This is a genomic window from Phenylobacterium sp. (assembly GCF_965229015.1).
In the GTDB taxonomy this organism is placed as follows: Bacteria; Pseudomonadota; Alphaproteobacteria; order Caulobacterales; family Caulobacteraceae; genus Phenylobacterium.
In genome coordinates, this window is record NZ_CBDDIM010000001.1 from 157,018 (window position 1) to 182,268 (window position 25,251).

Here is a 25,251-nt window from a genome sequence, read left to right on the forward strand (position 1 = left end):
AACGGGAAGGGTGGGAAGCGGCGAAAGCGGCGCTATATGATCTCAACAACACATTGGGAGATCCAGGATGGCGAACGAAACTCAAGGGCTGGAGCTGCGCTCCCTGGTGAAGTCCAGCGGCGAACTGGAGCTGTCCCTGGCGACCGTCTCCATTCCCGATCCCGGCCCCGACGAGATCCTGGTCCGCGTCCAGGCCTCGCCGATCAATCCGTCGGACCTGGGCCTCCTGCTGGGCCCCGCCGACATCACCCAGGCCAAGGTGGCCGGCGCGCCGGATCGCCCGGTGGTCACCGCCCCCATCCCGCCGGCCTTCATGCGCGCCATGGCGGCCCGAGCCGATGAATCCATGCCGGTGGGCAACGAGGGCGCGGGCGAGGTGATCAAGGCCGGCGCCAACGCCCAGCACCTGTTGGGCAAGACCGTCGCCATGCTGGGCGGGGCGATGTACGCCCAGTACCGCCTGCTGAAGGCCGCCGATGTCCTGGTCCTGCCGCCGGGCGCGACCGCCGCCGACGGCGCCTCGTGCTTCGTCAATCCGCTGACGGCGCTGGGCATGGTGGAGACCATGCGCCGGGAGGGGCACACCGCCCTGGTCCACACCGCGGCGGCCTCCAATCTCGGCCAGATGCTCAACAAGGTCTGCCTCAAGGACGGGGTGGAGCTGGTGAACATCGTCCGCAGCCCCGAGCAGGTGAAGATCCTCAAGGACATCGGCGCCAAGCACATCGTCGACTCCAGCCGGCCCGACTTCCAGGAGGAGCTGGTCAAGGCCCTGGTGGCCACCGGCGCGACGCTCGCCTTCGACGCCATCGGCGGCGGCAAGCTGGCCGGGCAGATCCTGAACGGCATGGAGGTGGCGGCCAACATGACCGCCAAGACCTATAGCCGTTACGGTTCAACGACCTACAAGCAGGTCTACATCTATGGCGGGCTCAACACGGCGCCCACCGAACTCAGCCGCGCCTTCGGCATGTCCTGGGGCCTGGGGGGCTGGCTGCTGACCCCGTTCCTGATGAAGATCGGGGCCGAGGCGGGCGCCAAGCTGCGCCAGCGGGTTCTGGACGAACTGAAGACCACCTTCGCCAGCCACTATTCCCACGAGATCTCCCTCGCCGAGGCCCTGAACCCCGAGATCATCGCCGCCTACAACCGCCGCGCCACCGGCGAGAAGTACCTGATCAATCCGAGCAAGGGCCTCTAGTCTTGGGCGCGCCCCGCCTGACTCGACGGGACGCCGCCTCGGCGATCGGCGGGGCCGGGGCGCTGTTGCTGACGGGCGGCCTGGCCGCCGCCCAGACGCCCCCCGAGCCGCCGGTCGTCGACGACGATCAGGCCACGGTGGAGCCGACCCAGGTCGCCAGCGGCAAGGACGCGTTCGCGCGGATCACCGTGCCGGTGACGATCAACGGTCAGGGGCCCTTCGCCTTCATGGTGGACACCGGCGCCAACCGCTCCTGCATCTCCACCGAGCTGGCCAAGGTCCTGACCCTGCCGGACGGGGGCAAGGTGGTGGTCAACACCATCATGGGCCGCCGGTCGCGCAACAGCGTGCTGGTCGACCGCCTGCAGGTGGGCAGCCGGGCCCAGCGGCGGGTGAAGGTCCCGGTCCTGCCCTTCGTGGGCACCGACATCGACGGACTGCTGGCGGTGGACTGGCTGAAGGGCCAGAGGCTGATCCTGGACATGAAGCGCAAGCAGGTCTCGATCACCGCCTCGCGCCGCGACACCAGCACGCCGGACCGGGTGGTGGTGGCCGCTCGCAAGCGGATCGGTCAGCTGACCATCGTCGACGCCGACCTCGGCCAGAAGTCCATCAATGCGATGATCGATTCCGGGGCCCAGCTCTCCATCGGCAATCCGACCCTGCGGGCGATGCTGGACAAGCGGCTGGAGGGCAAGCTGGAGAAGGTCACCATGATCTCGGTGACCGGCGAGACCTTCGTCGGCGACATGCTCTACCTGCCGTTTCTGCGGCTGGGGGGCGTGCAGCTGGGCAATGTCCCGGTGGTGTTCGCCGACCTGCCGGTGTTCGGGCTGTGGGGTCTGGCCAACAAGCCGGCCCTGGTGCTGGGCATGGACCTGCTGGCCGCCTTCACGGTGGTGTCCCTGGATTTCGGACGCTCGACCGTGACCTTCGAGATCGGCTGAGCGGCTATTTCGCGGGCTTGCCGATGGTGGCGTCGATGAAGGCGAAGACCTTGGCCAGGACCTGGTCGTTCACCGCGGCGTTCTTCTCCGGCGAGCCCATGACGAAGCTGTGGTCGGCCCCGGGAATTGGCGCCAGTTCGACGGGCACGCCCTTGGCGCGCAGGGCCGCGGCCAGCAATTCCGACTGGGCGTAGGGGACGGTGCGGTCCCTGGTCCCATGGACCAGCAGGAACGGCGGGTCCTTGGCGTCGACATAGGTGATGGGGCTCGCCGAGGCCACGAGGCTGGGGGCGCACAGGGCGGTCTGGCAGCCGAGATACTGGCCCGCGGTGGTCAGCGGGGCGTTGACGGGCACGCCGGCGTCCATGGCCGCCAGGTCGGAGATTCCGTAGAAATCCACCACGCCCTGGACGCAGTCGGAGGCGCTTCCGCCACGCACCGTGCCGGCTTCGACGGAGCCCTCGTTGGGCAGGGGGCTTAGGGTCGCCACGCCGCAGGAGGTTCCCGCCAGCGCCACGAGCTGGCCGCCCGCCGAGCCGCCCCACAGCAGCACGCGGCTGGGATCGATGTCGTACTTGGCGGCGTTGGCGCGCAGCCAGCGGATGGAGGCCTTCACGTCCTGGATGGCGGCGGGGAAGCGGGCCTCGCCGCTCAGCCGGTAGCTGACGCTGGCCACCACATAGCCGCGGGCCGCGAGCCTGGCCAGGATGGCCGGCCAGGAGTCGAAGGTGCCCGCCAGCCGCTGGGTGCCGCCGGTCCAGCCGCCGCCGTGGACATAGATCACCAGGGGCTTGGGTCCCGGCGTCGCCGGCAGGTAGAGGTCCAGCTTCATCGGCCGGTAGCCGGGGATGGTCTGGTACATCAGGTCAGGTAGGCCTGTGACGCCGGCGGGGAAGCTGGCGTTGTGCGGCGGATAGATCTCCGTGCGGGGCACCACCTGCGAGAGGGCCGATCCGGCCAGGCTGAGGCTGAGGGCGAGCCCGCCCATAATCGTCGCGAGACCTTGGCGGCCCATGGTTTCCATCCCCTCGTCTTCTTGCCCTCAGCTAAAACGTACTAGTTCGTACATGTCAATCATGGCAGTCTTGGCGCGGTGGTGATATTAGTATGTAGTACAAACGAATATCGCGACGTGGGGCGAGGAGGCGGTGATGGGATTCAGCACTCGGCGGGCCAATCCCGTGTTCAGCGAGGAGTACCAGCTGCTGCGTGAGATCCTGGTGGAGGCCCGGCAGGCGGCCGGCGTCAGCCAGCGCGGCCTGGGGGCGAGGATCGGCAAGACCGCCAGCCACGTCTGCATGATCGAGACGGGCCAGCGGCGCATCGACACCCTGGAATTCTACAAGGTCGCCCGCTCGGTGGGGGTGGAGCCGGTGGAGCTGTTCGAGCGGCTCTCGGCCCGGCTGGACGACCTGGCCAAGGCGGGGGCCTAGCGCGCGCTGGCGCGGCCTTGGGCGGCCATGCGCACCGGGGCGTTGACGGCGCCGTAGTCGTCATAGGCGCCGACCCGCTGCACCACCTCGAAGAAGAAGCGGTCCTGGAACATCTGGGTGTAGACGTGCAGGAACTCCGCGCCCCTGGCGTCGCGGTCATAGAGCACGTCGTGGTCCTGCAGGCGGTGGATGAAGTCGTCGTCCAGCCCCAGGCGGGCGGCCAGGTCGTCGTAATAGTTGGCCGGGATCGGCAGCAGGGCCACCCCCTTGGCGCGCATCCTGGAGACCGCCGCGAAGATGTCATCGGTGAGGAAGGCCACCTGATTGACCCCGGCGCCGGCGAAGGTGGTGAGTGAGCGGGCGACGATGGTGCGGCTGCTCTCGGAGAAGCTCAGGGGCAGGCGCACGGTGCGGCCGGGATTGGTGAGGGCCCGGCTGCGGACCAGGCCATAGGGGTCGGGCAGGACCCAGCTCTCCTGGGGCTGCAGGCCGAAGACCGCGCGGTAGTAGAGCAGCCAGGAGTCGAACTGGTCGGCGGGCACCGCCTGGGCCACATGGTCGACGACCGAGATATTGCCCTCGCCGCGCCCGTCCTCCCGCTCGCGGGTGAAGTCGGCGGCGGGATCGAAGCCGGCGTCCACCAGATAGACCAGGCTGCCGTCGGGGGCGCGGACTGCGGGCATGGGGATCTCGTGGGGTCCCACCCGTTCCTCGAAGCGCTTGCAGCCGAACAGTTCGGCGCGGGTGAGCAGGCTCTCGCGGTCGTCCACCCGCAGGCCGATGGCGCAGACCGAGGCGCCGTGCAGCAGGTAGTAGGCGTGGGCGAAGCTCTCGCTCTCGGCGTTGAGCGCGATGGCCATCTCCCCCTGGCGATAGAGGGTGACGTCCTTGGTGCGGTGCCGCCCGACCTTGGAGAAGCCCAGTCCGGTCAGCCAGGTGGCCAGGTCGTCGCGGGCCCCATGGTCGACGGCGAATTCCAGGAAGGCGACGCCGGAGATGACCGGCGGGGCGGGGGGATCGATGAGGTCGACGCGCTTCAGGCCGCGGACCTGGGCCGGCTCCAGCTCCGCCCGCCGCCCGCGGATCTGTTCCTCGAGATAGAGCAGGGCGCGCATGCCGTCCCGGGCGGTCTGGGAGGCCGGGGAGGCGCGGAACTCGTCGTTGAAGATCTCGAGCGAGAGGGGGCCGGTATAGCCCGCGGCGATGGCCTGGGCCGTGAAGCCGGCCACATCGAACTCGCCTTGGCCCGGGAAGCAGCGGAAATGGCGGCTCCAGGACAGCACGTCCATGTTCAGCTTCGGCGCGTCGGCCAGCTGGACGAAGAAGATCTTCTCGCCGGGGATGTCGGCGATGCCGGCGGGATCGTCGCCCAGGGCCAGGGTGTGGAAGCTGTCGAGGATGACGCCGAGGTGGGAGTGGTCGGCCTGCTTCACGATGCGCCAGACATCGCCATAGGTCTTTACATGGGCGCCCCAGGCCAGAGCTTCATAGCCGATCCGCAGGCCGCGCCGGGCGGCGCGCTCGGCCAGTTCGGCGAGCTGGGCGGCGGCCCGCGCGTCGTCGTCCATGGCGGCCGGGGAGACGTTGGAGCAGACCAGCATGAGCTGGGTGTCCAGCTCCCCCATCAGGTCGAACTTGCGCTCGGCCCGATCGAGGTTGCGCTTGAAGATGTCGTCGGAGACCGCCTCGAAGTCGCGGAAGGGCTGGAAGAGGGCGATCTTCAGGCCCAGCTGGTCGGCCAGGCGGCGAACATCACGCGCCTCGCCGTCGAAGAACAGCAGGTCGTTCTCGAAGATCTCGACGGCGTCGAACTTGGCCGCGGCGATGGCCAGCAGCTTTTCCTGCAGGCCGCCGCTCATGGACACGGTGGCGATGGAATGGCGCAAGACGCAGGCCTCCGACTCCGGCGCGGGCCGCGCACGGATGAGGCGTCAGGCTAAAACTAACCAGTTAGTACGTCAAACTGGGGCGGCGCTACGGGGCCACCGAACGGAGGATCATGTCCGTCACCGACTCCCGCCGCGCGGCGGAGGCGGCGGGGGTGGTCATGTCCACCTTGAAGATGGTCGAGAAGGTGTGGCGGTTGCCGACGTTGAAGAAGCACAGGGCGCTGATCGACATGTGCAGGTCGATGGGGTCGATGTCCTTGCGCATCACACCCTCCGCCACGCCCCGGGCGACGATGTCGCGCAGGGAGTCGATGGCGTCGAGATTGGTGGTCTGCAGGCTGGGCAACTGGGCGATGTGCTCGCCGTGGTGGATGTTCTCCACCATCACCATGCGGATGAAGTCCGGGTTGGCGAGCTGGTAGTCAAAGGTGAAGCGGACCAGTTGGGCCAGCGCCTCCAGGGGCGGCTTGGTCTTGAGGTCCAGGGTGCTCTCGATGGTGCGGATGCGGCGGTAGCAGTCCTCGAGCACGGCCCGGTACAGGCCCTCCTTGCTCTCGAAGTAGTAGTAGATCATTCGCTTGGAGGTGTGGGTCCGCTCGGCGATCTCGTCGATCCGCGCGCCGGAGAGCCCCTTTTCCGAGAACTCGTGGGTGGCGACGGCGATGATGTTGGCGCGGGTGCGGTCGGGATCGTTGGTGCGGGTCTTTTCCCGCGGAGCCTCGGCTTTGGGCGGGGCGGGCTTGGCGCTCTCGCCGCGGCGTTTCACCGAATCACGCGCCATGTCGTCCATTCCCAGATCCCAGTGATCCCCGTCTACTTATCGCGCCGGTCGGATCACGCAACCGGGAGCTTCCCCAATCGGCGGCTCCACATCCCGGAGCCCGGGGGCCAGGCGTCCGATGGCGAGAGGAAGCAGCCTACACGCTTGTTGTACGAACTGGATCGTATAATAGTTTGCGCGAGAGCTTCGGAGGAAGGGCTTGGGGACGGGAAACAGGCCGGCGCGCGACGCCGCGTCCGCCGTGGTCCGGTCCGAACGGATTGATGGAATGGCGGACGCCCAGCCCACGAAACTGCTGACCGGCCTGATCGGCCAGGGGATTCAGGGCTCCAAGAGCCCCTTCCTGCACATGGAGGAGGCGCGGGCCCTCGGACTCGACCTCGCCTACGAGATCCTCGACCTGGACCGGCCGCCGGTGGAGGGCGGCCTGGCAGCCCTGCTGGACCACGCCCAGGGCCGCGGCTTCCTGGGGGTCAATGTCACCCATCCCTGCAAGCAGGACGTCATCGCCCTGCTGGACCGCCTGCCGGCCGAGACCCAGGCCCTGGGCGCGGTGAACACGGTCGTGTTCCGGGACGGCGAGCGCATCGGCCACAACACCGACTGGTGGGGGTTCGCCGAGAGCTTCCGCCGCGGCCTGCCCGGCGCCGATATGGGCCGCGTGGTGCAGCTGGGCGCCGGCGGGGCCGGGGCGGCGGTGGCCTACGCCACCCTGACCCTGGGCGCCGAGACCCTGGCGATCTTCGACCTGGACCGCGACCGCGCGGGCCATCTGGCCGAGGCCCTGGGCCGTAGCTTCGGCGGCGGCCGTGTGTCGGTGGTGGAGGACGTCGCCGCGGCCGTCGGCCAGGCCACGGGTCTCATCAACGCCACCCCCATCGGCATGGCGCAGTATCCCGGCCTGCCGCTCTCCAGGAGCCTGCTGCGCCCGGAGATGTGGGTCTCGGAGGTGGTCTATGTGCCCCTGGAGACCGAACTCCTGAAGGCCGCCCGCGCCATCGGCTGCCGCACCTGCGACGGCGGCGGCATGGTGGTGTTCCAGGCCGCCGAGGCTTTCCGCCTGTTCACCGGGGTGACCCCGGACGCCGAACGCATGCTGGCCAGCTTCGCCCGCGCCCGCCCGCTGTCGGCGGTGGCGGACTAGGCGCCTCCGAAGGTCGCCGCGGGCCCGGTCGGGATGGTCGGGCAAGGCGCCGCCTATTCCCCCTCGAACTCGACCCGGCGGACGTCCCCCACCACGAAGATGTAGGACAGCGCCCCGATCAGGGCGATCACGCCGATGAAGGCCAGGGCGTAGAAGAACGAGCCGGTGGCCGCGACGATGAAGCCCACCACGATCGGCGTGATGATCCCGGCCAGGTTGGCGCAGAGGTTGAACACCCCGCCGGTGAGGCCGATCAGCTTCTTGGGCGCCACGTCGGTGATCAGGGTCCAGCCCAGATTGACCATGCCCTGGCCGAAGAAGGCCACGCTCATCACCGCGATCACCAGCTTGTCGGAGGAGACGAAGTTGGCCACCACGATGGTCGAGGCCAGCAGGAGCCCCGAGATGATCGGCAGCTTGCGCGCCAGGTTGGCCGAGCCTGTCCGCTTCAGCAGGATGTCGGAGATCAGCCCGCCCACCACCACGCCCACCGAGGCGGCGATGAAGGGCAGGACGGCGTAGATCCCCACCTTCAGCCAACCCATGTGCCGTTCGGTGGCCAGGTAGGTGGGGAACCAGGTGAGGAAGAAGACCAGGGTCGAGTTGCCGGCGAACTGGCCGATGGAGGCGCCGACGATCTGGCGCTGCCTGAGCAGGAAGCCGATGTGGCTCCAGGCGAATTTGGTCCTCTCGCCCTTGGGGGCCAGGCCGCCGCCGGCGGCGATGTAGTCCAGCTCGGCCTGGTTGGCCGACTTGCTGTCGTGGGGGTCGCGATAGCTGACGAACCAGATCAGGCCGAAGACGATGCCGATGGCGCCGACGATCAGGAACAGGGCCCGCCAGCCGAAGGCGCCGCTGATCCAGAAGAGCACGGGGCTGAGGAAGGCCAGGCCGAAGTACTGGCCCACCGAATAGACCCCGGTGGCCCGCGCCCGCTCCTGCTGCGGGAACCAGGTGGAGAGGATCCGGCTGTTGGAGGGGAAGCAGGGCGCCTCGGCGACGCCCAGGCCCAGGCGATAGAGGATCAGGCTGGGCAGGCCGGTGACCAGGCCCTGCAGCATGGTGAAGCCCGACCACAGGGTGATGGACAGGAAATAGGTCAGGCGCACGCCGACCCTGTCGAGGAACACCCCCCCGGGAATCTGGGCCGCGGCGTAGGTCCAGGAGAAGGCCGAGAAGACGATCCCCATGACCGCGGCGCTCAGGCCCAGCTCCTTGGTCATCAGGGGGGCGGCCACGCTGATGACCGTCCGGTCCAGGTAGTTGATCATGGTGCCCAGGGTCAGCAGGGCCAGGATCACCAGGCGGGCGCGGCTGGCGCGCGGCCGGGTCGCCGAGGGGCTGGAGGCGGTCATGGTCTCAACCCTTCCTGGCGATCAGATAGGCGATGTGCTCGACCCCCAGGACATAGCCGTGGACGCCCAGGCCGGTGATCATGCCGGTGGAGACCGCGGTCATGATCGACTTGGACCGCCACTCGGCCTCGCGGCGGTGGATGTTGCTGATGTGGACCTCCACCAGGGGGCAGTCGCACATCTTCAGGGCGTCCAGGATGGGCACCGAACTGTAGCAGAAGGCGGCCGGGTTATAGACCACGCCCGCCGATTTCCGGGCCGCATGGAGCTGCTCGATCATCACGTGTTCGGCGTTGGTCTGGGCGAAGACCAGCTCCAAGCCATGGCGCGCGGCGGCGGCGCGGCACTGGGCCTCGACGTCGGCCAGGGTCTCATGCCCGTAGATCGCCGGCTCCCGCTCGCCCAGCAGGTCGAGATTGGGCCCGTTGAGGACATGGACGGTCTTCGACATCTGTTTCGCTCCCCGACCGCCGCAGCTTATGCGCGGCTTGCGCGACCTTGATAGCCGCTTCGCAGTTGTATGAACATACCAGTTCGTACAATATGACTCCAAGCCTCGTCGAAGGCCTGGGGAGAAACATCATGGGCGCAACGAGACTTGTCAAAGCCCGCGCAGCGCTCGCCGTCCTGGCGCTCGCCGCGGCCGGCCTGAGCGGGCAGGGGGCCCGGGCCCAGACCGACTGGCCCACCTACGGCCATGACGCGGGGGGGATGCGCTATTCGCCCCTGACCCAGATCACCCCGGCCAATGTGGCCAAGCTGACGCCCGCCTGGACCTATCACATGAAGCCGGCGACGCCGGCCGCCGCGCCCGCGCCGGCCGGCGCCTCGGACGCCCAGCGCGCGGCCGAGGGGGTCGGCGCGCCCCGAGGCCGCGGCCGGTTCAACCGCCAGCCCTCGTCCCAGGCCACGCCCCTGGTGGTGGGCGGGGTCATGTACGTCACCAACCCCTACGGCAAGGTCGTGGCCCTGGAGCCGGAGACCGGAAGGCAGATCTGGTCCTATGACGTGGCCGGTCCCGGCCAGCCGTCCCTGCGTGGGGTCGAGTACTGGCCCGGCGACGGCAAGGCGCCCCCGGAGATCCTGTTCGCCACCCGTGACGGGCGGCTCCTCGCTCTCGATGCGGCCACCGGCCAGCCGGTGGCGGGGTTCGGCGACAAGGGGGTGGTGGACCTCAAGACCCCGGAGATCATGCAGGGCTATACCGGCGGCCAGTACGGCCTGACCTCGCCCCCCATCGTCTACAAGAACCTGGTGATCACCGGCTCGGCGACCCAGGAGTTCCCGGCCATGGGGGCGGCGGGCGACGTGCGCGCCTGGGACGTCCGCACCGGCAAGCTCGCCTGGACCTTCCACACCATCCCGCGCAAGGGCGAGTTCGGCCGGGACACCTGGGCCGCGGACAGCGGCGACGGCCGCTCGGGGGCCAATGTCTGGGGCTTCATGACCGTGGATGTCGCCCGCGGCATGCTGTTCATGCCGGTGGCCGCGCCGACCTGGGACCGCTTCGGCGGCGACCGTCTGGGGGCCAACCTGTTCTCCAGCACCATCGTGGCCGTGGACGCCAACACCGGCAAACGCCTGTGGCACTTCCAGGTGGTGCACCACGACATCTGGGACCTGGACAGCCAGGCCCCGCCGGCCCTGATCGAGCTGAAGCGCGGCGGCAAGACTATCCCGGCCGTGGGGGTGGTGTCGAAGTCGGGGATGTTCTTCCTGCTCGACCGCCTGACCGGCAGGCCGCTCTACGATGTCGAGGAGCGCCCGGTTCCCAAGAGCGACGTGCCGGGCGAGGTGGCCTCGCCCACCCAGCCCTTCCCGGTGAAGCCGCCGCCCTTCGCGCGGCAGACCTTCTCCCTCGACGACATCGCCACGGTGACCCCGGAGCTGGAGGCCTTCTGCCGCGACTTCGTGGTCTCCAACAAGATGCGGTTCGGCGGACCCTACCTGCCGCTTGGCTTCAACACCCCCACCATCAACTTCCCCGGCCGCCAGGGCGGCGCCAACTGGGGGGGCGGGGCCTTCAACCCGGCCCTGGGCTACTTCTTCGTCAACGCCAACAATCTGGGCCAGGTGGAGCAGCTCACCAAGACCCCCGACGGGACGCTCAGCACCCAGGGCGACAGCTCCGGCCGGTTCTCCGACCGCGACAAGAAGCTGATGTGCCAGAAGCCGCCGTGGGGGACCCTCACCGCCATCGACGTCAACACCGGGGAGATCGCCTGGCAGAGCACGCTGGGGGTCAGCGACAACCTGCCGCCGGAGGTGGCCAAGACCGGGCGGCCCAATATCGGGGGGGCCATCGCCACCGCCTCGGGCCTGGTGTTCATCGGGGCCACCGACGACAGCCGTTTCCGCGCCTTCGACGCCAGGACGGGCGCCGAACTGTGGACCGTCAAGCTGGACGCCTCGGCCCACGCCACCCCCATCACCTATCAGGGCAAGGACGGCCGCCAGTATGTGGCGGTGGTGGCCACGGGGGGCAGCTTCCTCGACAGCCCGATCACCAGCGACGCCCTCAATGTCTTCGTCCTGCCCTAGAGCGAGAAACGCCATGATCCACCGGTTCGCGGCGCTGGCCGCCATCGCCCTCCTCGGACTGGCCCTGCCGGCCGCCGCCCAGCCCCCGGCCGGAGTTCCCGCCGCCGCCGCCCCGGGCGCCCGCCCGCCGTGGCGCGACCCCTATGCCGGGCAGAAGAAGGTCCTGATCATCGGCGACCTGCACACCGGCAACCAGATCGCCCACGACTCCGTCAGCCACGCCATGGCCACCCTGGAGCAGCTGGGCCGCAAGAGCGGGGCCTATGTGGCCTTCCTGCGCACCGACACCCAGTGGGTGACCAAGGGCGAGACCTGGGGGACCGGCGACTACGCCAAGGGCGGCCGGCGCCAGGCGCCGGGTCGCAACCTCGACTATTTCGACGCCGTGGTCTTCTACACCAACGGCGACCTCGACCTCTCCGACGGCCAGAAGGCCGATCTGCTGGCCTTCGTTCACGAGGACGGCAAGGGCTTCGTCGCCGTCCACACCGCCACCGCCACGGCCAGCAAGTGGCCGGAGTACGGGGAGATGGTGGGGGGCTATTTCGACGACCATCCCTGGGGGATCTTCGACGCCCCGGTGATCGTCGAGGAGCCCGACTTCCCGGCCATGAAGCACCTGCCGAGGAGCTTCACCTTCAAGGACGAGATGTACCAGTACATGACCCCCTATTCGCGGGAGAAGGTCGATGTCCTGGCCCGCCTCGACGCCAGCAAGCTGGACCTGACCAACAGGCGGGTCCACCGCACGGACGGCGATTTCCCGGTCGCCTGGGTCAAGACCTACGGCAAGGGCCGGGTGTTCTCCTCGACGATCGGGCATCCGGACGCGGCCTGGGACGACCCCCGCGCCCAGACCATGTACCTGGAGGCCATCAAGTGGGTGCTGCGGGAGACCGACGCCCCAGTGAGGCCGCACCCGCTGCCGAAATAGGGCCGCGCGCGACCGGCCGGGACGGGGCGATGGCGGCGAGGAAGTCGGCCACGTCGCGGTCCCCCCTCAGCCGGACCACCGGCCCCCGCGCGACACTGTGCAGGGCCTGCGACACCTGCGGGGTCCAGCGCCCGACGCGGAGGATGGCCAGGGCGTAGCCCAGGCCGAAGGCCTCCTCGCAGCCGTCCGGGCGGTCGCTCCGGCTCCGGCCGCGATGGACCACGGTCTTGCGCCAGGCCCGGAACAGCCGCCGCCAGGCCGGCTGGTCGATCCAGAGCACCAGGTCGGCCTGCGGCAGGATCAGGTCGCCGAGGTCGGGATAGGTTCCGTCCACGATCCAGCGTCCGGAGGCCAGGGCGCGCGCCAGGTCGGCCCGAACCTCGCCGGTCTCCCGGTGCGTCCAGCCCGGGCCATAGACCAGCCGGTCCAGGTGGATCACCGGCAGGCCCATCCGTTCGCCGAGCCCGCGCGCCAGGGTGGATTTGCCCGAGCCCGCGCCCCCCAGGATGGCGATGCGGGCCATCGGGCCGCCGGCTCGCGGCGTGGCGGGGGCGACGTCTTCGGCCGGCAGGCTCGCGATGCGCACCCGCGTCCATCCCCCGCCGCGCCAGATCAGCGCCAGGGCGACGGCCTCCACCAGGGCCAGGCTGAACTGCACGGCCACGACGCCGTTCAGCCCGTAGCCCAGCTTGACGCCGACCCACCACATCAGCGGCAGCTGGGCCAGCCACTGGACGACGAAGGGAATGATGGTGGCGGACTTGGTGGCGCCGGCGCCGCGCAGGGCGAAGCCCAGGATGCGGCCGACGGCGTCGATCGCGACCCCCAGTCCCAGCACCTGGACCGGCCAGACGGCCAGCTCCAGGGTCGTGGGCTCGGTCAGGAAGACGCCCAGCACGGCGCGCGGCGCCAGGGCGGCCAGCAGGCCCAGGGGGAGCATCGTCAGCGCGCCACCGATGGACACCTGCCAACCCCAGCGCGTGGCGTCCTGAGGATCGCCTCGGCCGAGCGCCTGGCCCACCAGGGCGCCGGCGGCGACCCCCAGCCCCGTCGCCATCTGGATCGGCGCCATCGTCAGGGAGGCCAGGACGTTCAGCACCGCCGCCTGGGCGACGCCGAGCTGGGAGACGATGGCGAAGGCCAGCATCAGGCCGAACTGCAGCAGGCTCTGCTGGGCGCTCACCGGCCAGCCGATCCGCAGGATGGCGGCCACGCCGGCGGCGTCCGGCCCGCGCCGCAGGAAGCCGGGAACCGGCCTCAGGCGCAGGATCAGGGCGGCCTGGATCGCCAGTCCCGCCAGGGCGGCCAGCGAACTGGCCAGGCCCGCGCCCCCGGCGCCTTCCGCCGAGACCAGCGGCCAGGTGATGGCGATCTGCAGGGGGGCGACGAGGCAGGTCACCAGGAAGGCGATGGCCGGCCTGCCCGAGGCGATCCAGTAGGCGTTCGCCGGAATGGTCAGGCTGAGGAACAGGATCGAGGGGGCGGCGGCGCGCAGATAGGCGGCGCCCGCCGAGGCGGCCGCCGGATCCTTCAGCAGCAGGCCGACGGCGTGGGGACCCAGCCCCGCGGCGACCAGGGCCAGCAGCAGGCCGATCGGAACCGAGACCGCCAGGCCGTCGGTCAGGGCCTGCCCCGCCTGGGCGGTTTGGCCGGCGCCGGTCTTGCGGGCCACCACCGCCTGGACCCCGGTGTCGAAGCCGAACAGCAGGGCCAGGAGCAGGCCGAAGACCGCGCTCCCCACCCCCAGGCCCGCGAGGGCGCCGTCGCCCTGCTGTCCCACCCTGGCCACGGCGAACAGCTGCACCGCGTTCTGGATGAGGAAGAGCGCCGTCAGTGGCGCGGCGAGGCGGACGACTGATACGGCGCGGCCGGGGCGAGGGGGGAAGGACATGGCTGCGAGTTCCTGCGCTTCGGGCCACGGCGGCCCTGAGCGCCAGCATCGGACGCCATCTCTCCACGAACGAATGATATCAGTACAACTATGAATGCAGTTTCATTCAAGTCGACGGCGGCAGGGCCTTTTCCAGCACCACGAATTCGAGGTCGTCCCGCAGGGGCTGGCCGAACCTCTGGTCGCCATAGGGGAAGGGGCGGGTCTCGCCGGTGGGATCGTAGCCGCGGCGGGCGTACCAGCCGATCAGGGTGTCGCGGACATTGACCACGGTCATCCGGATGCGGCGGGCGCCACGGCGCTCGGCGAAGGCCTCGGCGGCGTGCAGCAGGGTTCGGCCCAGGCGCCGCGCCTGGAGGTCGGGGCGGACGGTGAGCATGCCCAGGTACCAGACCCCGGGCTCGGCGGGCTCCAGCCAGACCGTGCCCAGGATCGGGGCGTCGGGATCGTCGCGCCAGACCATCAGGGCGGCCTGCGGCTGGGCGGCCAGGTCGCGGGTCAGGGTCGCAAGATCGGTGCGCTGGCCCGTCAGATAGTCGGCCTCGGTGGTCCAGCCCTGGCGGGAGGTCTCGCCGCGATAGGCGGAGTTCACCAGGGCGACGACGGCGGGCAGGTCTTGTTCGGCGGCGGGCTGGAGCGGCATGCGAACCCTAAAGTCACGGGTCGCGCGCCGTCGCAAGTCCAAGCTCGGGCGGGCGTCTTCGTCGTTGACTAACGAACTGGTTAGTTTGAAATGTGAGTCCAGAGATGACGGCGCCAGAAGACGCGCCGCGGGGTGAGGAAACGACGATGACATCCGTGATCGACCATGCGCGCCGCTTGACCCTGGGCGCCCTTGCGGTCCTGGCCCTCAGCGGGGCGGCGAGCGCCCAGGTCGTGGAGCGGCCGGCCGGCGAGCCTGTGGCCACCGAGGGCGGCCTGGTGGCGGGCAAGACCCTGGCCTCCGACGTCCGCGCCTATCTGGGCGTGCCCTACGCCAAGCCGCCGGTGCGCGAGCTGCGCTGGCGCGAGCCGCAGCCCGTGGCGCCCTGGAAGGGGGTCTACAACGCCGACCGCAAGAGCCCGGAGTGCATCCAAGTCCTGCGCGCCCACAACCTGAACCACTACTTCGGGGAGGAGGCCACCAGCGAGGACTGCCTCTATCTGAACATCTGGACCCCGCCGGCCGCCAAGGCGCCGGCCAAGGCCCCGGTGCTGGTCTGGATCTATGGCGGCGGCTTCACCATCGGCTCGGCCGGCATGGCCAACTATGACGGGGAGGCGATGGCCAGGAAGGGCGTGGTCTTCGTCAACCTCAACTACCGGGTCGGCGCCCTGGGCTTCCTGGCCCATCCGGAGCTGACTGCGGAGTCGCCGCACCACGCCTCGGGGAACTACGCCCTGCTGGACCAGGTGGCGGCGCTGAAGTGGATCAAGGCCAATATCGCCAGGTTCGGCGGCGACCCCGACAACGTCACCATCATGGGCCAGTCGGCCGGGGCGGCCTCGGTCTCCTACCTGCAGGCCAGCCCGCTGGGGAAGGGGCTGTTCCAGCATGTGGTGGCCATGAGCGGCAGCGCCGTGGGCTCCAACCGCACCTCCGACCTGGCGGCCGGGGAGGCGACGGGCCTGGCCTATCAGAAGGCGCTCGGGGCGGCCTCCCTGGACGCCATGCGCCAGCTTCCCGCCGACCGCATCCTCAGCCTGCAGGCCGACTGCCAGCTGGGCTGCGCCGGCTCGATCCGGGTGGGGCCGATCGTCGACGGCTATTTCCTGCCCAAGTCGCCGCGCGAGATCTTCGCCGACGGAACCCAGAACGACGTGCCGATCATGGTGGGCTTCACCCACGACGAGAGCGGCGGCCCGCTGAAGGCGGCCAAGACGGTGGCGGCCTACGAGGCCGCCACCCGCGACCTCTACAAGGACAAGGCCGACGCCTTCCTGAAGGCCTATCCGGTCAAGAGCGACGACCAGATCCGCGCCGTGGGCGGGGACGCCGCCCGCGAGACCGCCGTGGAGGCGGCCATGCGCAACTGGGCCCTGCTGCAGGCCAGGACCGGCAAGGCGCCGGTCTACATCTACATGTTCTCACGGGTGCATCCCTATACGCCGGGCGTGGTCTTCGCCGACCATGATCCCAAGACGGTGGGCGCCTATCACACCGCCGATGTGCCCTACTGGTTCCAGACCCAGGACAGCCTGAACCTGTTCCGCCAGACCCGCACATGGACCGCCTATGACCGGACCCTGTCGGACAGGATGTCCAACGCCATCATCGCCTTCGCCACCTCGGGCGATCCAAGCGCCGCGGACCTCGCCTGGCCGAAGTGGGCGCCGAAGTCCGAGAAGCTGATGGAGTTCGGCGACAGCGTCCGCCTCCTGCCGATGAACAGCAAGCGTCTGGATTTCGCCGCCACCCTGCCGCAGCCGGCCCCGCCCGCGCCGGTCCCCGGCCGCCCGCGCGACTGACCCCTCGAACCCCCGAACCGGAGCGCCCCATGCGTCTCGCGACACGTCTTTGCGGGGCGCTCGCCGCCCTGGCCTTCGCCGCCTCCGCCCAGGCCCAGGTGGTGGAACGCCCGATCCCGGAAGGGCCGGTGGCCATCGACAGCGGCCGGCTGGCCGGCAAGGTTCTGGATTCCGGCGTGCGGGCCTGGTTCGGCGTGCCCTTCGCCGCCCCGCCGGTGCGCGAGCTGCGCTGGCGGCCGCCGGCGCCGGTCAAGCCCTGGGCCGGGGTGTTCAACGCCGACCGCTTCGCCCCGGAGTGCCCGCAGGGCCTGCGGGCCCACAATATCAACCACTACTTCGGCGAGGAGGCCACCAGCGAGGACTGCCTCTATCTCAACATCTGGGCTCCGCCTCAGAAGGCCGAGAAGCTGCCGGTGATGGTCTGGATCTATGGCGGCGGCTTCTCCGGCGGCTCGGCCAGCATGGCCAACTACGCGGGCGAGAGCCTGGCCCGGAAGGGCGTGGTCTATGTCAGCCTGGCCTATCGCCTGGGCGCCCTCGGCTTCATGGCCCACCCGACGCTGAGCGCCGAGCAGGGCCACTCGGGCGACTACGGCCTGATGGACCAGCTCGCGGCCCTGCAATGGATCCAGCGCAACATCGCCAGGTTCGGCGGCGACCCGGGCAATGTCACCATCATGGGCCAGTCGGCGGGGGCGATGTCGGTCTCCGACCTGCAGGCCAGCCCGATGGGAAAGGGGCTGTTCCACCGGGCGGTGGGGATGAGCGGCAGCCAGCTCGCCCCCTCCGCCTTCGGGTCTCTGGGGGACCTGGCCCAGGGGGAGGCCAGCGGACTGGCCCTTCAGAAGGCGCTCGGCGTCGGGTCCCTGGCCGAGATGCGCGACCTGCCCTCGGACCGCATCCTGCAGACCGCCCGTCAGCTTCCGGGCCAGGCCTTCGCCCCCATCGTTGACGGCCATGTCCTGCCCGACAAGCCGGCCGCCCTGTTCGCCAAGGGCCAGCAGAACGACGTTCCGATCCTGATCGGCTTCACCCATGACGAGGTGTTCAGCGCCATCGGCCGACCGCGCACCCTCGCCGACTACCGGGCCGAGGCCGCCCGGTCCTATGGCGACCAGGCCCAGGCCTTCCTCAAGCTCTATCCGGCGAAGACCGACGCCCAGGTGCGCGCCGTGGCCACCGAGGCCGGCCGCGACTCCTCGGTAGGCCTGGCCCAGTGGAGCTGGGCGCGGGGGCAGGGGAGCGGCAAGGCGCCGGCCTATGTCTTCCTGTTCTCCCGGGTTCACCCCTATGCGCCGGGGATCACCTTCGCCGACCACGATCCGGCGACCATCGGCGCCTATCACACCGGCGACGTGCCCTACTGGCTGCAGACCCAGGACGCCCTGAATCTATTCCGCCAGACGCGGGTCTGGACCCCCTATGACCGGCAGCTCGCCGAGCAGATGTCGAACGCCCTGGTGGCGTTCGCGCGCACCGGCGATCCCAACGGCGGCGGCCTCGTGTGGCCACGCTATGAGCCCCGCGGCGAGAAGCTGGTGGAGTTCGGCGACTCGGTGGCGGTCCGCGCCTGGCCCAATCGGGATAGGCTGGGCTTCTTCGCGGCGCATCCGGCCCAGTCGGGGGGCCCGGCCGCGCCCGCCGCGAACCGAGCCCGGGACTAGGATCGCGGCGTGCCGGCCGGTGCGTCACGACCGAAACAAATGTCTTCTTATTGACATGTACCATCCGGTTAGTACCATGCCCGCAACTAGAGATGAGCGGCTCGCACGCTCCGGTGACGGGGACCCCATGGGTCGCCGTCGGCGGGCATAGGGGCGCCTCAGGGGAAACGAGCGGACTTTCGAAATCAGCGCGTCACCGCGCGTGTGAGGCCTGATCCGCCAGGGGTCCGGCCGCGCCCGCGCAGAGCCGTGTCCAATAAATGAACGAACCAGACAGTTCGTAATCATAAGGCCAGTCCCGGACACTCGGGACGGCCGCCAAACGGGGAGGCAGGTATGCTTATGGAACGCCAGGACGGCCGGATCGGCCGCGCGACGAAGTGGATGTGCGGCACGGCGCTGAGCGTCGTCTCGGTGCTGGCGGCGCCCGTCGCCTTCGCCGCCGACGCCCCGACCCAGGTCGAGGAGATCGTGGTCACCGGCACCAGCATCCGCGGGGTGGCCCCGGTGGGGTCGAGCGTCGTGGCCGTCGGCCAGGACCAGATCCAGTCCACCGGCGCCCAGACCATCCAGCAGGTCCTGAAGTCGGTGCCGTCGGTCGTCGGTCTCGGCGCCGCGGGCCAGGGCGGTTTCGGCAGCGCCGACGGCGCGGGCACCAACGCCCCCACCATTCACGGCCTGGGGGCCAGCGCCTCCAACTCCACCCTGATCCTCATCGACGGCCACCGCCTGCCGCTCTCGGGCATCAATCACGCCCTCGCCGACCCCAACATCATCGCGCCCCTGGCCCTGGAACGGGTCGAGGTGCTGTCGGACGGCGCCTCGTCGGTCTACGGCTCCGACGCCGTCGCCGGGGTCATCAACTTCATCACCCGCCGCGACTTCGACGGCTTCGAGGCCTCGGCCCAGTACGGGTTCGGCCAGGACTACCACACCGCCAGCGCCGCCTTCGTGGCCGGCAAGACCTGGGATGGCGGCTCGGTCCTCGCCAGCTACGGCTACTCGGACCGCGCGGCGCTGAGCGCTGGCGACCGCGACTACACCCACGCCGACCACCGCGGCCAGGGCGGCAGCAACCTGGCCAGTTTCGTCTGCGCGCCGGCCAGCATCCAGCCCGCCGGCTCCAGCACCATCTACGGCTATCCCTATACGTCGGGCGTCAGCAACGCGCCGGCCAACGCCTTCTGCGACTATACGGGAATCGCCGACCTGATCCCGGCCGAGACGCGCCACAGCATGCTGGTGAAGATCCAGCAGGACGTCGGCGACCGCCTCAGCCTGACCGGCGACGTGGTCTATTCGAAGCGTGACAACGAGGCCAAGACCACGCGGGGCAACGTCACCGCCACCATCTTCGGCCCGGGCAGCGGCAAGGGCGGCCAGATCAACCCCTTCTATGTCTTCCCCACCGGCAGCACCGCGACCACCGAGACCGTGCGCTTCCAGGGTGACGATCTGCTGGGCCCCGGCGCCCACACCGACTCCGGCGAGGAGACCTTCTACGTCTCCGGCGGCGCGGAATTCCGCATCAACGACAACTGGCGCGCCACCCTGGGCGGCGTCGTCGGCAACAGCCAGTCGCGGCAGCAGATCCTCGGCGCCCTGTGCACCAGCTGCGCCCTGCTGGCCCTGAACGGCACGACCAACGGCGGCGGCAATCCGACGACGCCGTCGATCCCGGGCACCTCCACCATCATCCTGAACACGCCCCTGACGGCGACCAACGCCTTGGATCCCTTCCATCCGCTGGGCTCCAACCTGACATCGGCGGCGGTCCGCGCGGCGCTGACGGACTCCACCCAGACCTCGCTGGCCAAGCAGACCATCAAGGACGCCACCTTCAAGCTGGACGGGACCCTGTTCGACATGCCGGCCGGCCCGCTGCGGGTGGCGGTCGGCGCCGAGACGATCCGCTACACCCTGAAGCAGGACAACACCCGGCCCCTGGGCATCGGCCCGGCCACCACCGGGTCGGCCACCACCAACCTCACCTATGAGCGCTCGGTGAACTCGGCCTTCGTGGAGGCTCTGGTTCCGCTGGTGGGGCCGGAGATGAACGTGCCCCTGGTGCGCCGCCTGGATGTGAACCTGTCGGGCCGCTACGACAAGTACAGCGACTTCGGCGAGACCTCGAACCCCAAGATCGGGGTGAACTGGGAAGTCATCGACGGCCTGAAGTTCCGCGCCAACTACGCCGAATCCTTCGTGGCCCCGGCCCTCACCAGCCGCGGCGACGCCAACGGGATCACCGGGGAGTCCGGCTTCGGCAACTACGCCCTGGGGACGGTCAATGTGCCGCTCGCGGCCTATCCGTCCCTGGCCGGGGTCCCCGGCTGCACGGCCGGCGCCACCACCTGCCAACTGGGCAGCACCATCACCGGGGTGCAGATCACCGGCGGCAACAAGAACCTGAAGCCCCAGACCGGCAAGAGCTGGAGCGTGGGCGCCGACTTCCAGCCGGCCTTCGTGCCCGGCCTGCGCCTGTCGGTGACCTATTGGAACACCCAGATCGAAGGCGGGATCACCGCGCCGAGCGCCGCCCTGGCGGTCAACGCCGCGGGCCTGAACAACCTGCTGACCATCTATCCGGCCGGCGCGACCCCGGCCCAGATCGCCGCGGCCACGGCCGGCCTGCCCCAGACCAGCTCCCTGCCGCCGGCGGTCTACTTCACCTATAACTTCCAGCAGCAGAACGCCCTGAACCTGTGGGTGGCCGGCGTCGACGTCTCGGCCAGCTACAACTTCGACACCCCGATGGGCGGCTTCTCCATCGACGCCATCGGCTCCTACAAGACCCGCTTCCGTCAGCAGGTGGGCACGGGCGGCGCCAAGTTCGACGTGCTCAACACCACCGGCTTCAACACCACCTTCCCGTCGGTGAAGCTGGAGACCCGCGTCGGCCTGGGCTGGGAGCACGGCGACCTGTCGGCCAACGTCTACTGGAACCACACCGGCTCCTACCGCAACTACAGCGGCACCACCGTAACCCCGCTGACCCGCAACGCCTCTGGCGTGCCCACCGGCGGCGGCGACAAGGTGGACGCCAACAACACCTTCGACCTGCACGTCCAGTACGACATCCCCGGCGACAACTGGATGGGCAAGACCGAGGTCTTCGTCGACGCCTCCAACCTGTTCGACAAGGACCCGCCCTTCTTCAACGCCACGGCTGGCTACGACAACTTCGTCTCCAGCCCGATCGGCCGCGTGATCACGGTGGGGGCGCGCCTGAAGTACTGATCCCCCGAAGGCGCGGCGGCGCTCTCGGCCGTCGCGTCACGGGAACTCCCGACGGCCCATCCCCCAACGGGGGTCGTCACCCCTAGGACTGGGCGGGCTTCGGTCCGCCCTTTTCTGTTTGGAGCCCCCATGACCCCGCACGAGGCGCCGCATCCGACACCGCCCCGGGGCGCCGACGCCGGGCGCCTGCTGCTCGTCGAGACCGCGGCGCCATCGGGTCTCGCCGACTATCTGGCGGGCAAGGGCTATCGGGTGGAGACCGCGCCGCGCTGGCGGGCGAGCGCCTGCGACCTGGTGATCAGCGACTCCGTGGCGGAACTCGAGGGCCGGGCGGGATGGTGCGTCCATCCCGACGGCCCGGCGGTGATCGTCCGCCGCCCGCCCGACGCGGCGCTCAGCCGGGTCGAGGTGCTGGAGCTGGGCTTCGACGACTGCGTGGAGGAGACCTGCACGCCGCGGGAGATGCTGGCCAGGGTGCGGGCGATCCTGCGCCGCCGGGCCCGGTCGCGGGCGGCGCGGGCGCAGGGCGCGCGGCGCTACCTTTTCGCCGGCTGTCGGCTGGAGGTCGCCAGCCAGACCCTGTTCGACGCCCGGGGCCGGCGCATCCTGCTCACCAGCGGCCAGTTCGTGCTGTTGCGGGCCTTCCTGGAGCATCCCGGGGCGGTGCTGACCCGCGACGAACTGGTGCGCCTGACACAAGGGGAAGAGGCCCAGGTCTTCGACCGCGCCGTCGACGTCCACGTCAGCCGCCTGCGCCAGAGATTGCTGGACGCCGGCGCGGCCGACGTGATCCGCACCTTGCGCGGCAGCGGCTACATGCTGGACGCCCAGGTCGAGCGTCCTCTGGGCGGCTAGCGCCCGAAGGGGGCCTCCAGGCTGTCCTGCGGCTCGGTGAACCAGGCCGCCCCGTCCTGGGTGACGTGGAAGTGGTCCTCCAGCCGCACGCCGAAGGTCTCCGGAATGACGATCATCGGTTCGATGGAAAAGCACATGCCCGGCGCCAGCGGGGTCTTGTCGCCGCGGACGAGATAGGGCGCTTCGTGGATCGAGAGACCGATGCCGTGGCCGGTGCGGTGGGGCAGGCCCGGCAGGTCGTAGTCGGGACTGAAGCCTTCGGCGGCCAGGATGCGGCGGGCGACGGCGTCGATCTCCTCGCAGGGGAGGCCGGGCTTCACCGCGGCGAAGGCGGCGGCCTGGGCGCGCTTCTCGATCTCCCAGACACGGGCCTGTTCCGGGGTCGCCTGGCCGAAGACATAGGTCCGCGTGATGTCGGAGTTGTAGCCCTGCACCTTGCAGCCGGTGTCGATGAGCACGAGGTCGTCCTGGGCCAGGCTCTGTTCGCCCGGCAGGCCATGGGGATAGGCGCTGGCCACCCCGAACTGCACCGCGCAGAAGGACGAGCCGTCGTCGGCGCCCAGCGCCCGGTGCGCCTGGTCGATGAACCGCCGGACCTCGGTTGTCGTGATCCCCGGCCCCAGGATGCGAGCGGCGCGGCGATGGACCTCCAGGGTCATGGCCTTGGCCTGAGACATCAGGGCCAGTTCGGCCGGCGACTTGATCATCCGGCAGCCGTCCACCACGGGCGCCCCGTCCAGCATGGCGAGGTCCGGCGCAGCCAGGCGCAGGCCGTTGAAGACGAAGAAGGGCAGGGCTGGGTCGATGGCCAGGGACTTGGCCCCCAGGCCGGCGAGGGCGGTCGCCGCAAGGCTGTAAGGACTTTCATGCTCCTCCCAGAGCAGGAGTTCGGCCTCCACCAGCAGGGCGGCCTGCAGGGAGCCCAGCTCGAACCGGGGGCAGATCATCTTCAGCGGACCGGTCAGGGGCAGGACCAGGGCCACCAGTCGCTCGGTGGCGTTCCAGGCCACGCCGGTGAAGTAGCGCAGGGAGGGGCCGGCGCCGATGATCAGGGCGTCGACCCCGATCTGGCGCATGAGCTCCCGGGCCCGCGCGATGCGGGCGGCGCGTTCCGCTGGCCCGATGGCCGGCGCCTTGGGCCAGGGCTTGAGGTCGGCCAGCTGTTCGTCCGCGCTCGATCCGCCGATGCCGTGGGTCATCCGATGCTCCCGCTCTAGCCCTGCTCAAACTCCACCCGTACAACTTCACGCCATGGCAGGCAGTCAGGATTTCGCCGTCGATCCGCGCAACGCGGCGGCGCGCCTCTATCTCAATGGCGATCTCGTCAAGCGCGAGGACGCCAAGGTCTCGGTGTTCGACGCGGGCTTCGTCCTGGGGGACGGGGTCTGGGAGGGCCTGCGCCTGCACAAGGGCGCGCTGCTGTTCCTCGAGGCCCACCTCGACCGGCTCTATGCGGGCCTCAAGGCCATCGCCCTGGACATCGGCCTGACCCGCGAGCAGCTCACCGCCGAGATCTGGAAGCTGCTGGACGGCAACGGCATGACCGATGGGGCGCACCTGCGCCTGATGATCACCCGGGGCGAGAAGGCCGCCGCCAACCAGGACCCGCGCAACTGGCTGGGCAAGCCGACCATCGTGATCACGGCGGAGTACAAGTCGCCGAGCCCGGAGATCGTCACCCGCGGCCTGTCGCTGTTCACCTCGAGCATCCTGTGCACGCCGGCCGAGATGTTCGACATGCGGCTGAACTCCCACTCGCGGCTCAACCTGATCACCGCCCTGCTGCAGGCCATCGAGGCCGGCTGCGACGAGGCCCTGATGCTGGACCCCGGCGGCTTCGTCTCCAGCTGCAACGCCACCAACTTCTTCTTCGTCCGCGACGGGCGGGTGATGACCTCCACCGGCGACTTCTGCTTCAACGGCGTCACCCGGGCCAATGTCATCGCCCTGTGCCGCGCAAAGGGAATTCCCATCACGCTGGGGGACTTCGTCCTGGACGATGTCTATGACGCCGACGAGGCCTTCGTCACCGGCACCTTCGGCGGCCTGACCCCGGTCCGGGAGATCGATGGCCATGTTCTGCCGGCCGCCCTGCCGGGGCCGGTGACGAGGTTGCTGCGGGCGGCCTACGAGGCGCTTAAGGACGCCCAGGTCGCATGACGGAGCCCGTGCGCATCGCCATGTGGTCGGGGCCGCGCAACATCTCCACGGCCATGATGCGCAGCTTCGAGAACCGTCCCGACACCGCTGTCGTGGATGAGCCCTTCTACGCGGCCTACCTGGCCGTCACCGGTCTGGACCACCCGATGCGCGATGAGGTCCTGGCGTCCCAGCCCCAGGACTGGCGCGAGGTGGCCGCCGCCATGGCCGGCCCCGCGCCGGGCGGGAAGGCGGTCTTCTACCAGAAGCACATGACCCACCACATGGCGGAGGGCTTCGACCTGGACTGGACGGCCGCCTGCGTCAGCGCCTTCCTGATCCGCGACCCTGCCGCCGTCCTGGCCTCCTACGCGGTCAAGCGCGCCGAGGTGACCCTGTCCGACATCGGGGTGGTGCGGCAGCGTGAGCTGTTCGACCGCGAGGCCGACCGCCTGGGCCGCGCCCCGCCGGTGGTGGAAGGGCGCGATGTGCTGGCCGATCCGGAGCGGATGCTGACGTTGCTGTGTGATGCGCTCTCCATTCCGTTCCGGCGTGAAATGCTGAGCTGGCCGGCCGGGCCACGCGACACCGATGGAGTCTGGGCGCCGGCCTGGTACGATGCGGTGGAGCGTTCCACGGGCTTCGAGCCGCCCGGGGCCGCGCGGCCACCCGCCCTCGGCGAGGATCTGCGGCGTCTCGCCGACCAGGCGCGGCCCCACTACGAGGCCCTGGCGGCCCATCGTCTCACCTTCTGAAATCGGCTTGGCCATAAACCTGATCTCAACGCTC

Annotated in this window: 20 protein-coding genes; 12 read left to right on the top strand and 8 right to left on the bottom strand. The window is 69.9% G+C overall.

What is annotated here, in order from left to right:
- Positions 1–67: 67 nt before the first annotated feature.
- On the top strand, positions 68–1,201 hold the full coding sequence (locus ACO06I_RS00770; RefSeq protein WP_421930727.1) for a zinc-binding dehydrogenase: 1,134 nt from the start codon (positions 68–70) through the stop codon (positions 1,199–1,201).
- A gap of 2 nt (positions 1,202–1,203) precedes the next feature.
- Positions 1,204–2,148, top strand: coding sequence for a retroviral-like aspartic protease family protein (locus tag ACO06I_RS00775; RefSeq protein WP_421930728.1), 945 nt, complete (start codon positions 1,204–1,206; stop codon positions 2,146–2,148).
- Positions 2,149–2,152: 4 nt separating this feature from the next.
- Here ACO06I_RS00775 and ACO06I_RS00780 read toward each other — a convergent pair whose 3' ends face one another.
- Positions 2,153–3,163 carry an alpha/beta fold hydrolase gene (locus ACO06I_RS00780; RefSeq protein ID WP_421930729.1) on the bottom strand — a complete coding sequence of 337 codons (1,011 nt, stop codon included), beginning with the start codon at positions 3,161–3,163 and terminating at the stop codon, positions 2,153–2,155.
- Between the two features lie 136 nt (positions 3,164–3,299).
- On the opposite strand from ACO06I_RS00780, the gene ACO06I_RS00785 reads away from it, so the two are divergent.
- Entirely contained in the window at positions 3,300–3,581 is a 282-nt protein-coding gene (locus ACO06I_RS00785) for a helix-turn-helix domain-containing protein (RefSeq protein WP_421930730.1), read from the top strand.
- On the opposite strand, the gene ACO06I_RS00790 is transcribed toward ACO06I_RS00785, so the two are convergent.
- Positions 3,578–5,467, bottom strand: a complete 1,890-nt coding sequence (locus tag ACO06I_RS00790; RefSeq protein ID WP_421930731.1) for a bifunctional sugar phosphate isomerase/epimerase/4-hydroxyphenylpyruvate dioxygenase family protein — start codon at positions 5,465–5,467, stop codon at positions 3,578–3,580. The genes ACO06I_RS00785 and ACO06I_RS00790 overlap by 4 nt on opposite strands.
- Before the next feature lie 88 nt (positions 5,468–5,555).
- The gene (locus ACO06I_RS00795) at positions 5,556–6,251 is read right to left on the bottom strand and encodes a TetR/AcrR family transcriptional regulator (RefSeq protein WP_421930732.1); all 696 of its coding nucleotides are present in this window, start codon (positions 6,249–6,251) and stop codon (positions 5,556–5,558) included.
- 268 nt (positions 6,252–6,519) lie between these two features.
- Between ACO06I_RS00795 and ACO06I_RS00800 the strand changes: the two genes are divergently transcribed.
- Entirely contained in the window at positions 6,520–7,395 is an 876-nt protein-coding gene (locus ACO06I_RS00800; protein ID WP_421930733.1) for a shikimate dehydrogenase, read from the top strand.
- 53 nt (positions 7,396–7,448) lie between these two features.
- Here ACO06I_RS00800 and ACO06I_RS00805 read toward each other — a convergent pair whose 3' ends face one another.
- Both ACO06I_RS00805 and ACO06I_RS00810 read right to left on the bottom strand, forming a co-directional pair.
- Positions 7,449–8,750, bottom strand: coding sequence for an MFS transporter (locus ACO06I_RS00805; protein WP_421930734.1), 1,302 nt, complete (start codon positions 8,748–8,750; stop codon positions 7,449–7,451).
- Between the two features lie 4 nt (positions 8,751–8,754).
- On the bottom strand, positions 8,755–9,201 hold the full coding sequence (locus ACO06I_RS00810) for a type II 3-dehydroquinate dehydratase (RefSeq protein WP_421930735.1): 447 nt from the start codon (positions 9,199–9,201) through the stop codon (positions 8,755–8,757).
- 131 nt (positions 9,202–9,332) lie between these two features.
- Between ACO06I_RS00810 and ACO06I_RS00815 the strand changes: the two genes are divergently transcribed.
- Both ACO06I_RS00815 and ACO06I_RS00820 read left to right on the top strand, forming a co-directional pair.
- A complete protein-coding gene (locus ACO06I_RS00815; protein ID WP_421930736.1) occupies positions 9,333–11,291 on the top strand; it encodes a pyrroloquinoline quinone-dependent dehydrogenase in 1,959 nt (652 codons plus the stop codon).
- Positions 11,292–11,304: 13 nt separating this feature from the next.
- A complete protein-coding gene (locus ACO06I_RS00820) occupies positions 11,305–12,225 on the top strand; it encodes a ThuA domain-containing protein (protein WP_421930737.1) in 921 nt (306 codons plus the stop codon).
- On the opposite strand, the gene ACO06I_RS00825 is transcribed toward ACO06I_RS00820, so the two are convergent.
- Positions 12,167–14,116, bottom strand: a complete 1,950-nt coding sequence (locus tag ACO06I_RS00825; protein WP_421930738.1) for an MATE family efflux transporter — start codon at positions 14,114–14,116, stop codon at positions 12,167–12,169. The two genes, ACO06I_RS00820 and ACO06I_RS00825, sit on opposite strands and share 59 nt — an antisense overlap.
- 106 nt (positions 14,117–14,222) lie before the next feature.
- Positions 14,223–14,759 (bottom strand): GNAT family N-acetyltransferase, encoded by a 537-nt coding sequence (locus ACO06I_RS00830; protein ID WP_421930739.1) that lies wholly within the window; start codon positions 14,757–14,759, stop codon positions 14,223–14,225.
- 146 nt (positions 14,760–14,905) lie between these two features.
- Here ACO06I_RS00830 and ACO06I_RS00835 point away from each other — a divergent pair, with 146 nt between their 5' ends.
- The 4 genes from ACO06I_RS00835 (at position 14,906) to ACO06I_RS00850 (ending at position 22,323) form a co-directional block, all read left to right on the top strand.
- Positions 14,906–16,564, top strand: a complete 1,659-nt coding sequence (locus ACO06I_RS00835) for a carboxylesterase/lipase family protein (protein ID WP_421930740.1) — start codon at positions 14,906–14,908, stop codon at positions 16,562–16,564.
- 29 nt (positions 16,565–16,593) lie between these two features.
- The gene (locus ACO06I_RS00840) at positions 16,594–18,228 is read left to right on the top strand and encodes a carboxylesterase/lipase family protein (RefSeq protein WP_421930741.1); all 1,635 of its coding nucleotides are present in this window, start codon (positions 16,594–16,596) and stop codon (positions 18,226–18,228) included.
- Between the two features lie 336 nt (positions 18,229–18,564).
- Entirely contained in the window at positions 18,565–21,468 is a 2,904-nt protein-coding gene (locus ACO06I_RS00845) for a TonB-dependent receptor plug domain-containing protein (RefSeq protein WP_421930743.1), read from the top strand.
- Between the two features lie 129 nt (positions 21,469–21,597).
- Positions 21,598–22,323 carry a winged helix-turn-helix transcriptional regulator gene (locus tag ACO06I_RS00850; RefSeq protein WP_421930744.1) on the top strand — a complete coding sequence of 242 codons (726 nt, stop codon included), beginning with the start codon at positions 21,598–21,600 and terminating at the stop codon, positions 22,321–22,323.
- Here the strand turns inward: ACO06I_RS00850 and ACO06I_RS00855 are convergent.
- On the bottom strand, positions 22,320–23,522 hold the full coding sequence (locus ACO06I_RS00855; protein ID WP_421930745.1) for a M24 family metallopeptidase: 1,203 nt from the start codon (positions 23,520–23,522) through the stop codon (positions 22,320–22,322). The two genes, ACO06I_RS00850 and ACO06I_RS00855, sit on opposite strands and share 4 nt — an antisense overlap.
- Positions 23,523–23,574: 52 nt before the next feature.
- Between ACO06I_RS00855 and ACO06I_RS00860 the strand changes: the two genes are divergently transcribed.
- Complete coding sequence (locus tag ACO06I_RS00860; protein WP_421930746.1) at positions 23,575–24,483, top strand: aminotransferase class IV; 909 nt, start codon at positions 23,575–23,577, stop codon at positions 24,481–24,483.
- Complete coding sequence (locus ACO06I_RS00865; RefSeq protein WP_421930747.1) at positions 24,480–25,217, top strand: hypothetical protein; 738 nt, start codon at positions 24,480–24,482, stop codon at positions 25,215–25,217. The genes ACO06I_RS00860 and ACO06I_RS00865 overlap by 4 nt, the downstream gene beginning before the upstream one ends.
- The last annotated feature ends 34 nt before the right edge of the window (positions 25,218–25,251 follow it).

Excerpts from the sequence above, each read along its gene's own strand:
- ACO06I_RS00770 (WP_421930727.1), top strand. The coding sequence starts at position 68 with ATGGCGAACGAAACTCAAGGGCTGGAGCTGCGCTCCCTGGTGAAGTCC.
- ACO06I_RS00780 (WP_421930729.1), bottom strand. The coding sequence starts at position 3,163 with ATGGGCCGCCAAGGTCTCGCGACGATTATGGGCGGGCTCGCCCTCAGC.
- ACO06I_RS00785 (WP_421930730.1), top strand. The coding sequence starts at position 3,300 with ATGGGATTCAGCACTCGGCGGGCCAATCCCGTGTTCAGCGAGGAGTAC.
- ACO06I_RS00795 (WP_421930732.1), bottom strand. The coding sequence starts at position 6,251 with ATGGCGCGTGATTCGGTGAAACGCCGCGGCGAGAGCGCCAAGCCCGCC.
- ACO06I_RS00800 (WP_421930733.1), top strand. The coding sequence starts at position 6,520 with ATGGCGGACGCCCAGCCCACGAAACTGCTGACCGGCCTGATCGGCCAG.
- ACO06I_RS00805 (WP_421930734.1), bottom strand. The coding sequence starts at position 8,750 with ATGACCGCCTCCAGCCCCTCGGCGACCCGGCCGCGCGCCAGCCGCGCC.
- ACO06I_RS00810 (WP_421930735.1), bottom strand. The coding sequence starts at position 9,201 with ATGTCGAAGACCGTCCATGTCCTCAACGGGCCCAATCTCGACCTGCTG.
- ACO06I_RS00815 (WP_421930736.1), top strand. The coding sequence starts at position 9,333 with ATGGGCGCAACGAGACTTGTCAAAGCCCGCGCAGCGCTCGCCGTCCTG.
- ACO06I_RS00820 (WP_421930737.1), top strand. The coding sequence starts at position 11,305 with ATGATCCACCGGTTCGCGGCGCTGGCCGCCATCGCCCTCCTCGGACTG.
- ACO06I_RS00825 (WP_421930738.1), bottom strand. The coding sequence starts at position 14,116 with ATGTCCTTCCCCCCTCGCCCCGGCCGCGCCGTATCAGTCGTCCGCCTC.
- ACO06I_RS00830 (WP_421930739.1), bottom strand. The coding sequence starts at position 14,759 with ATGCCGCTCCAGCCCGCCGCCGAACAAGACCTGCCCGCCGTCGTCGCC.
- ACO06I_RS00835 (WP_421930740.1), top strand. The coding sequence starts at position 14,906 with ATGACATCCGTGATCGACCATGCGCGCCGCTTGACCCTGGGCGCCCTT.
- ACO06I_RS00840 (WP_421930741.1), top strand. The coding sequence starts at position 16,594 with ATGCGTCTCGCGACACGTCTTTGCGGGGCGCTCGCCGCCCTGGCCTTC.
- ACO06I_RS00845 (WP_421930743.1), top strand. The coding sequence starts at position 18,565 with ATGCTTATGGAACGCCAGGACGGCCGGATCGGCCGCGCGACGAAGTGG.
- ACO06I_RS00850 (WP_421930744.1), top strand. The coding sequence starts at position 21,598 with ATGACCCCGCACGAGGCGCCGCATCCGACACCGCCCCGGGGCGCCGAC.
- ACO06I_RS00855 (WP_421930745.1), bottom strand. The coding sequence starts at position 23,522 with ATGACCCACGGCATCGGCGGATCGAGCGCGGACGAACAGCTGGCCGAC.
- ACO06I_RS00860 (WP_421930746.1), top strand. The coding sequence starts at position 23,575 with ATGGCAGGCAGTCAGGATTTCGCCGTCGATCCGCGCAACGCGGCGGCG.
- ACO06I_RS00865 (WP_421930747.1), top strand. The coding sequence starts at position 24,480 with ATGACGGAGCCCGTGCGCATCGCCATGTGGTCGGGGCCGCGCAACATC.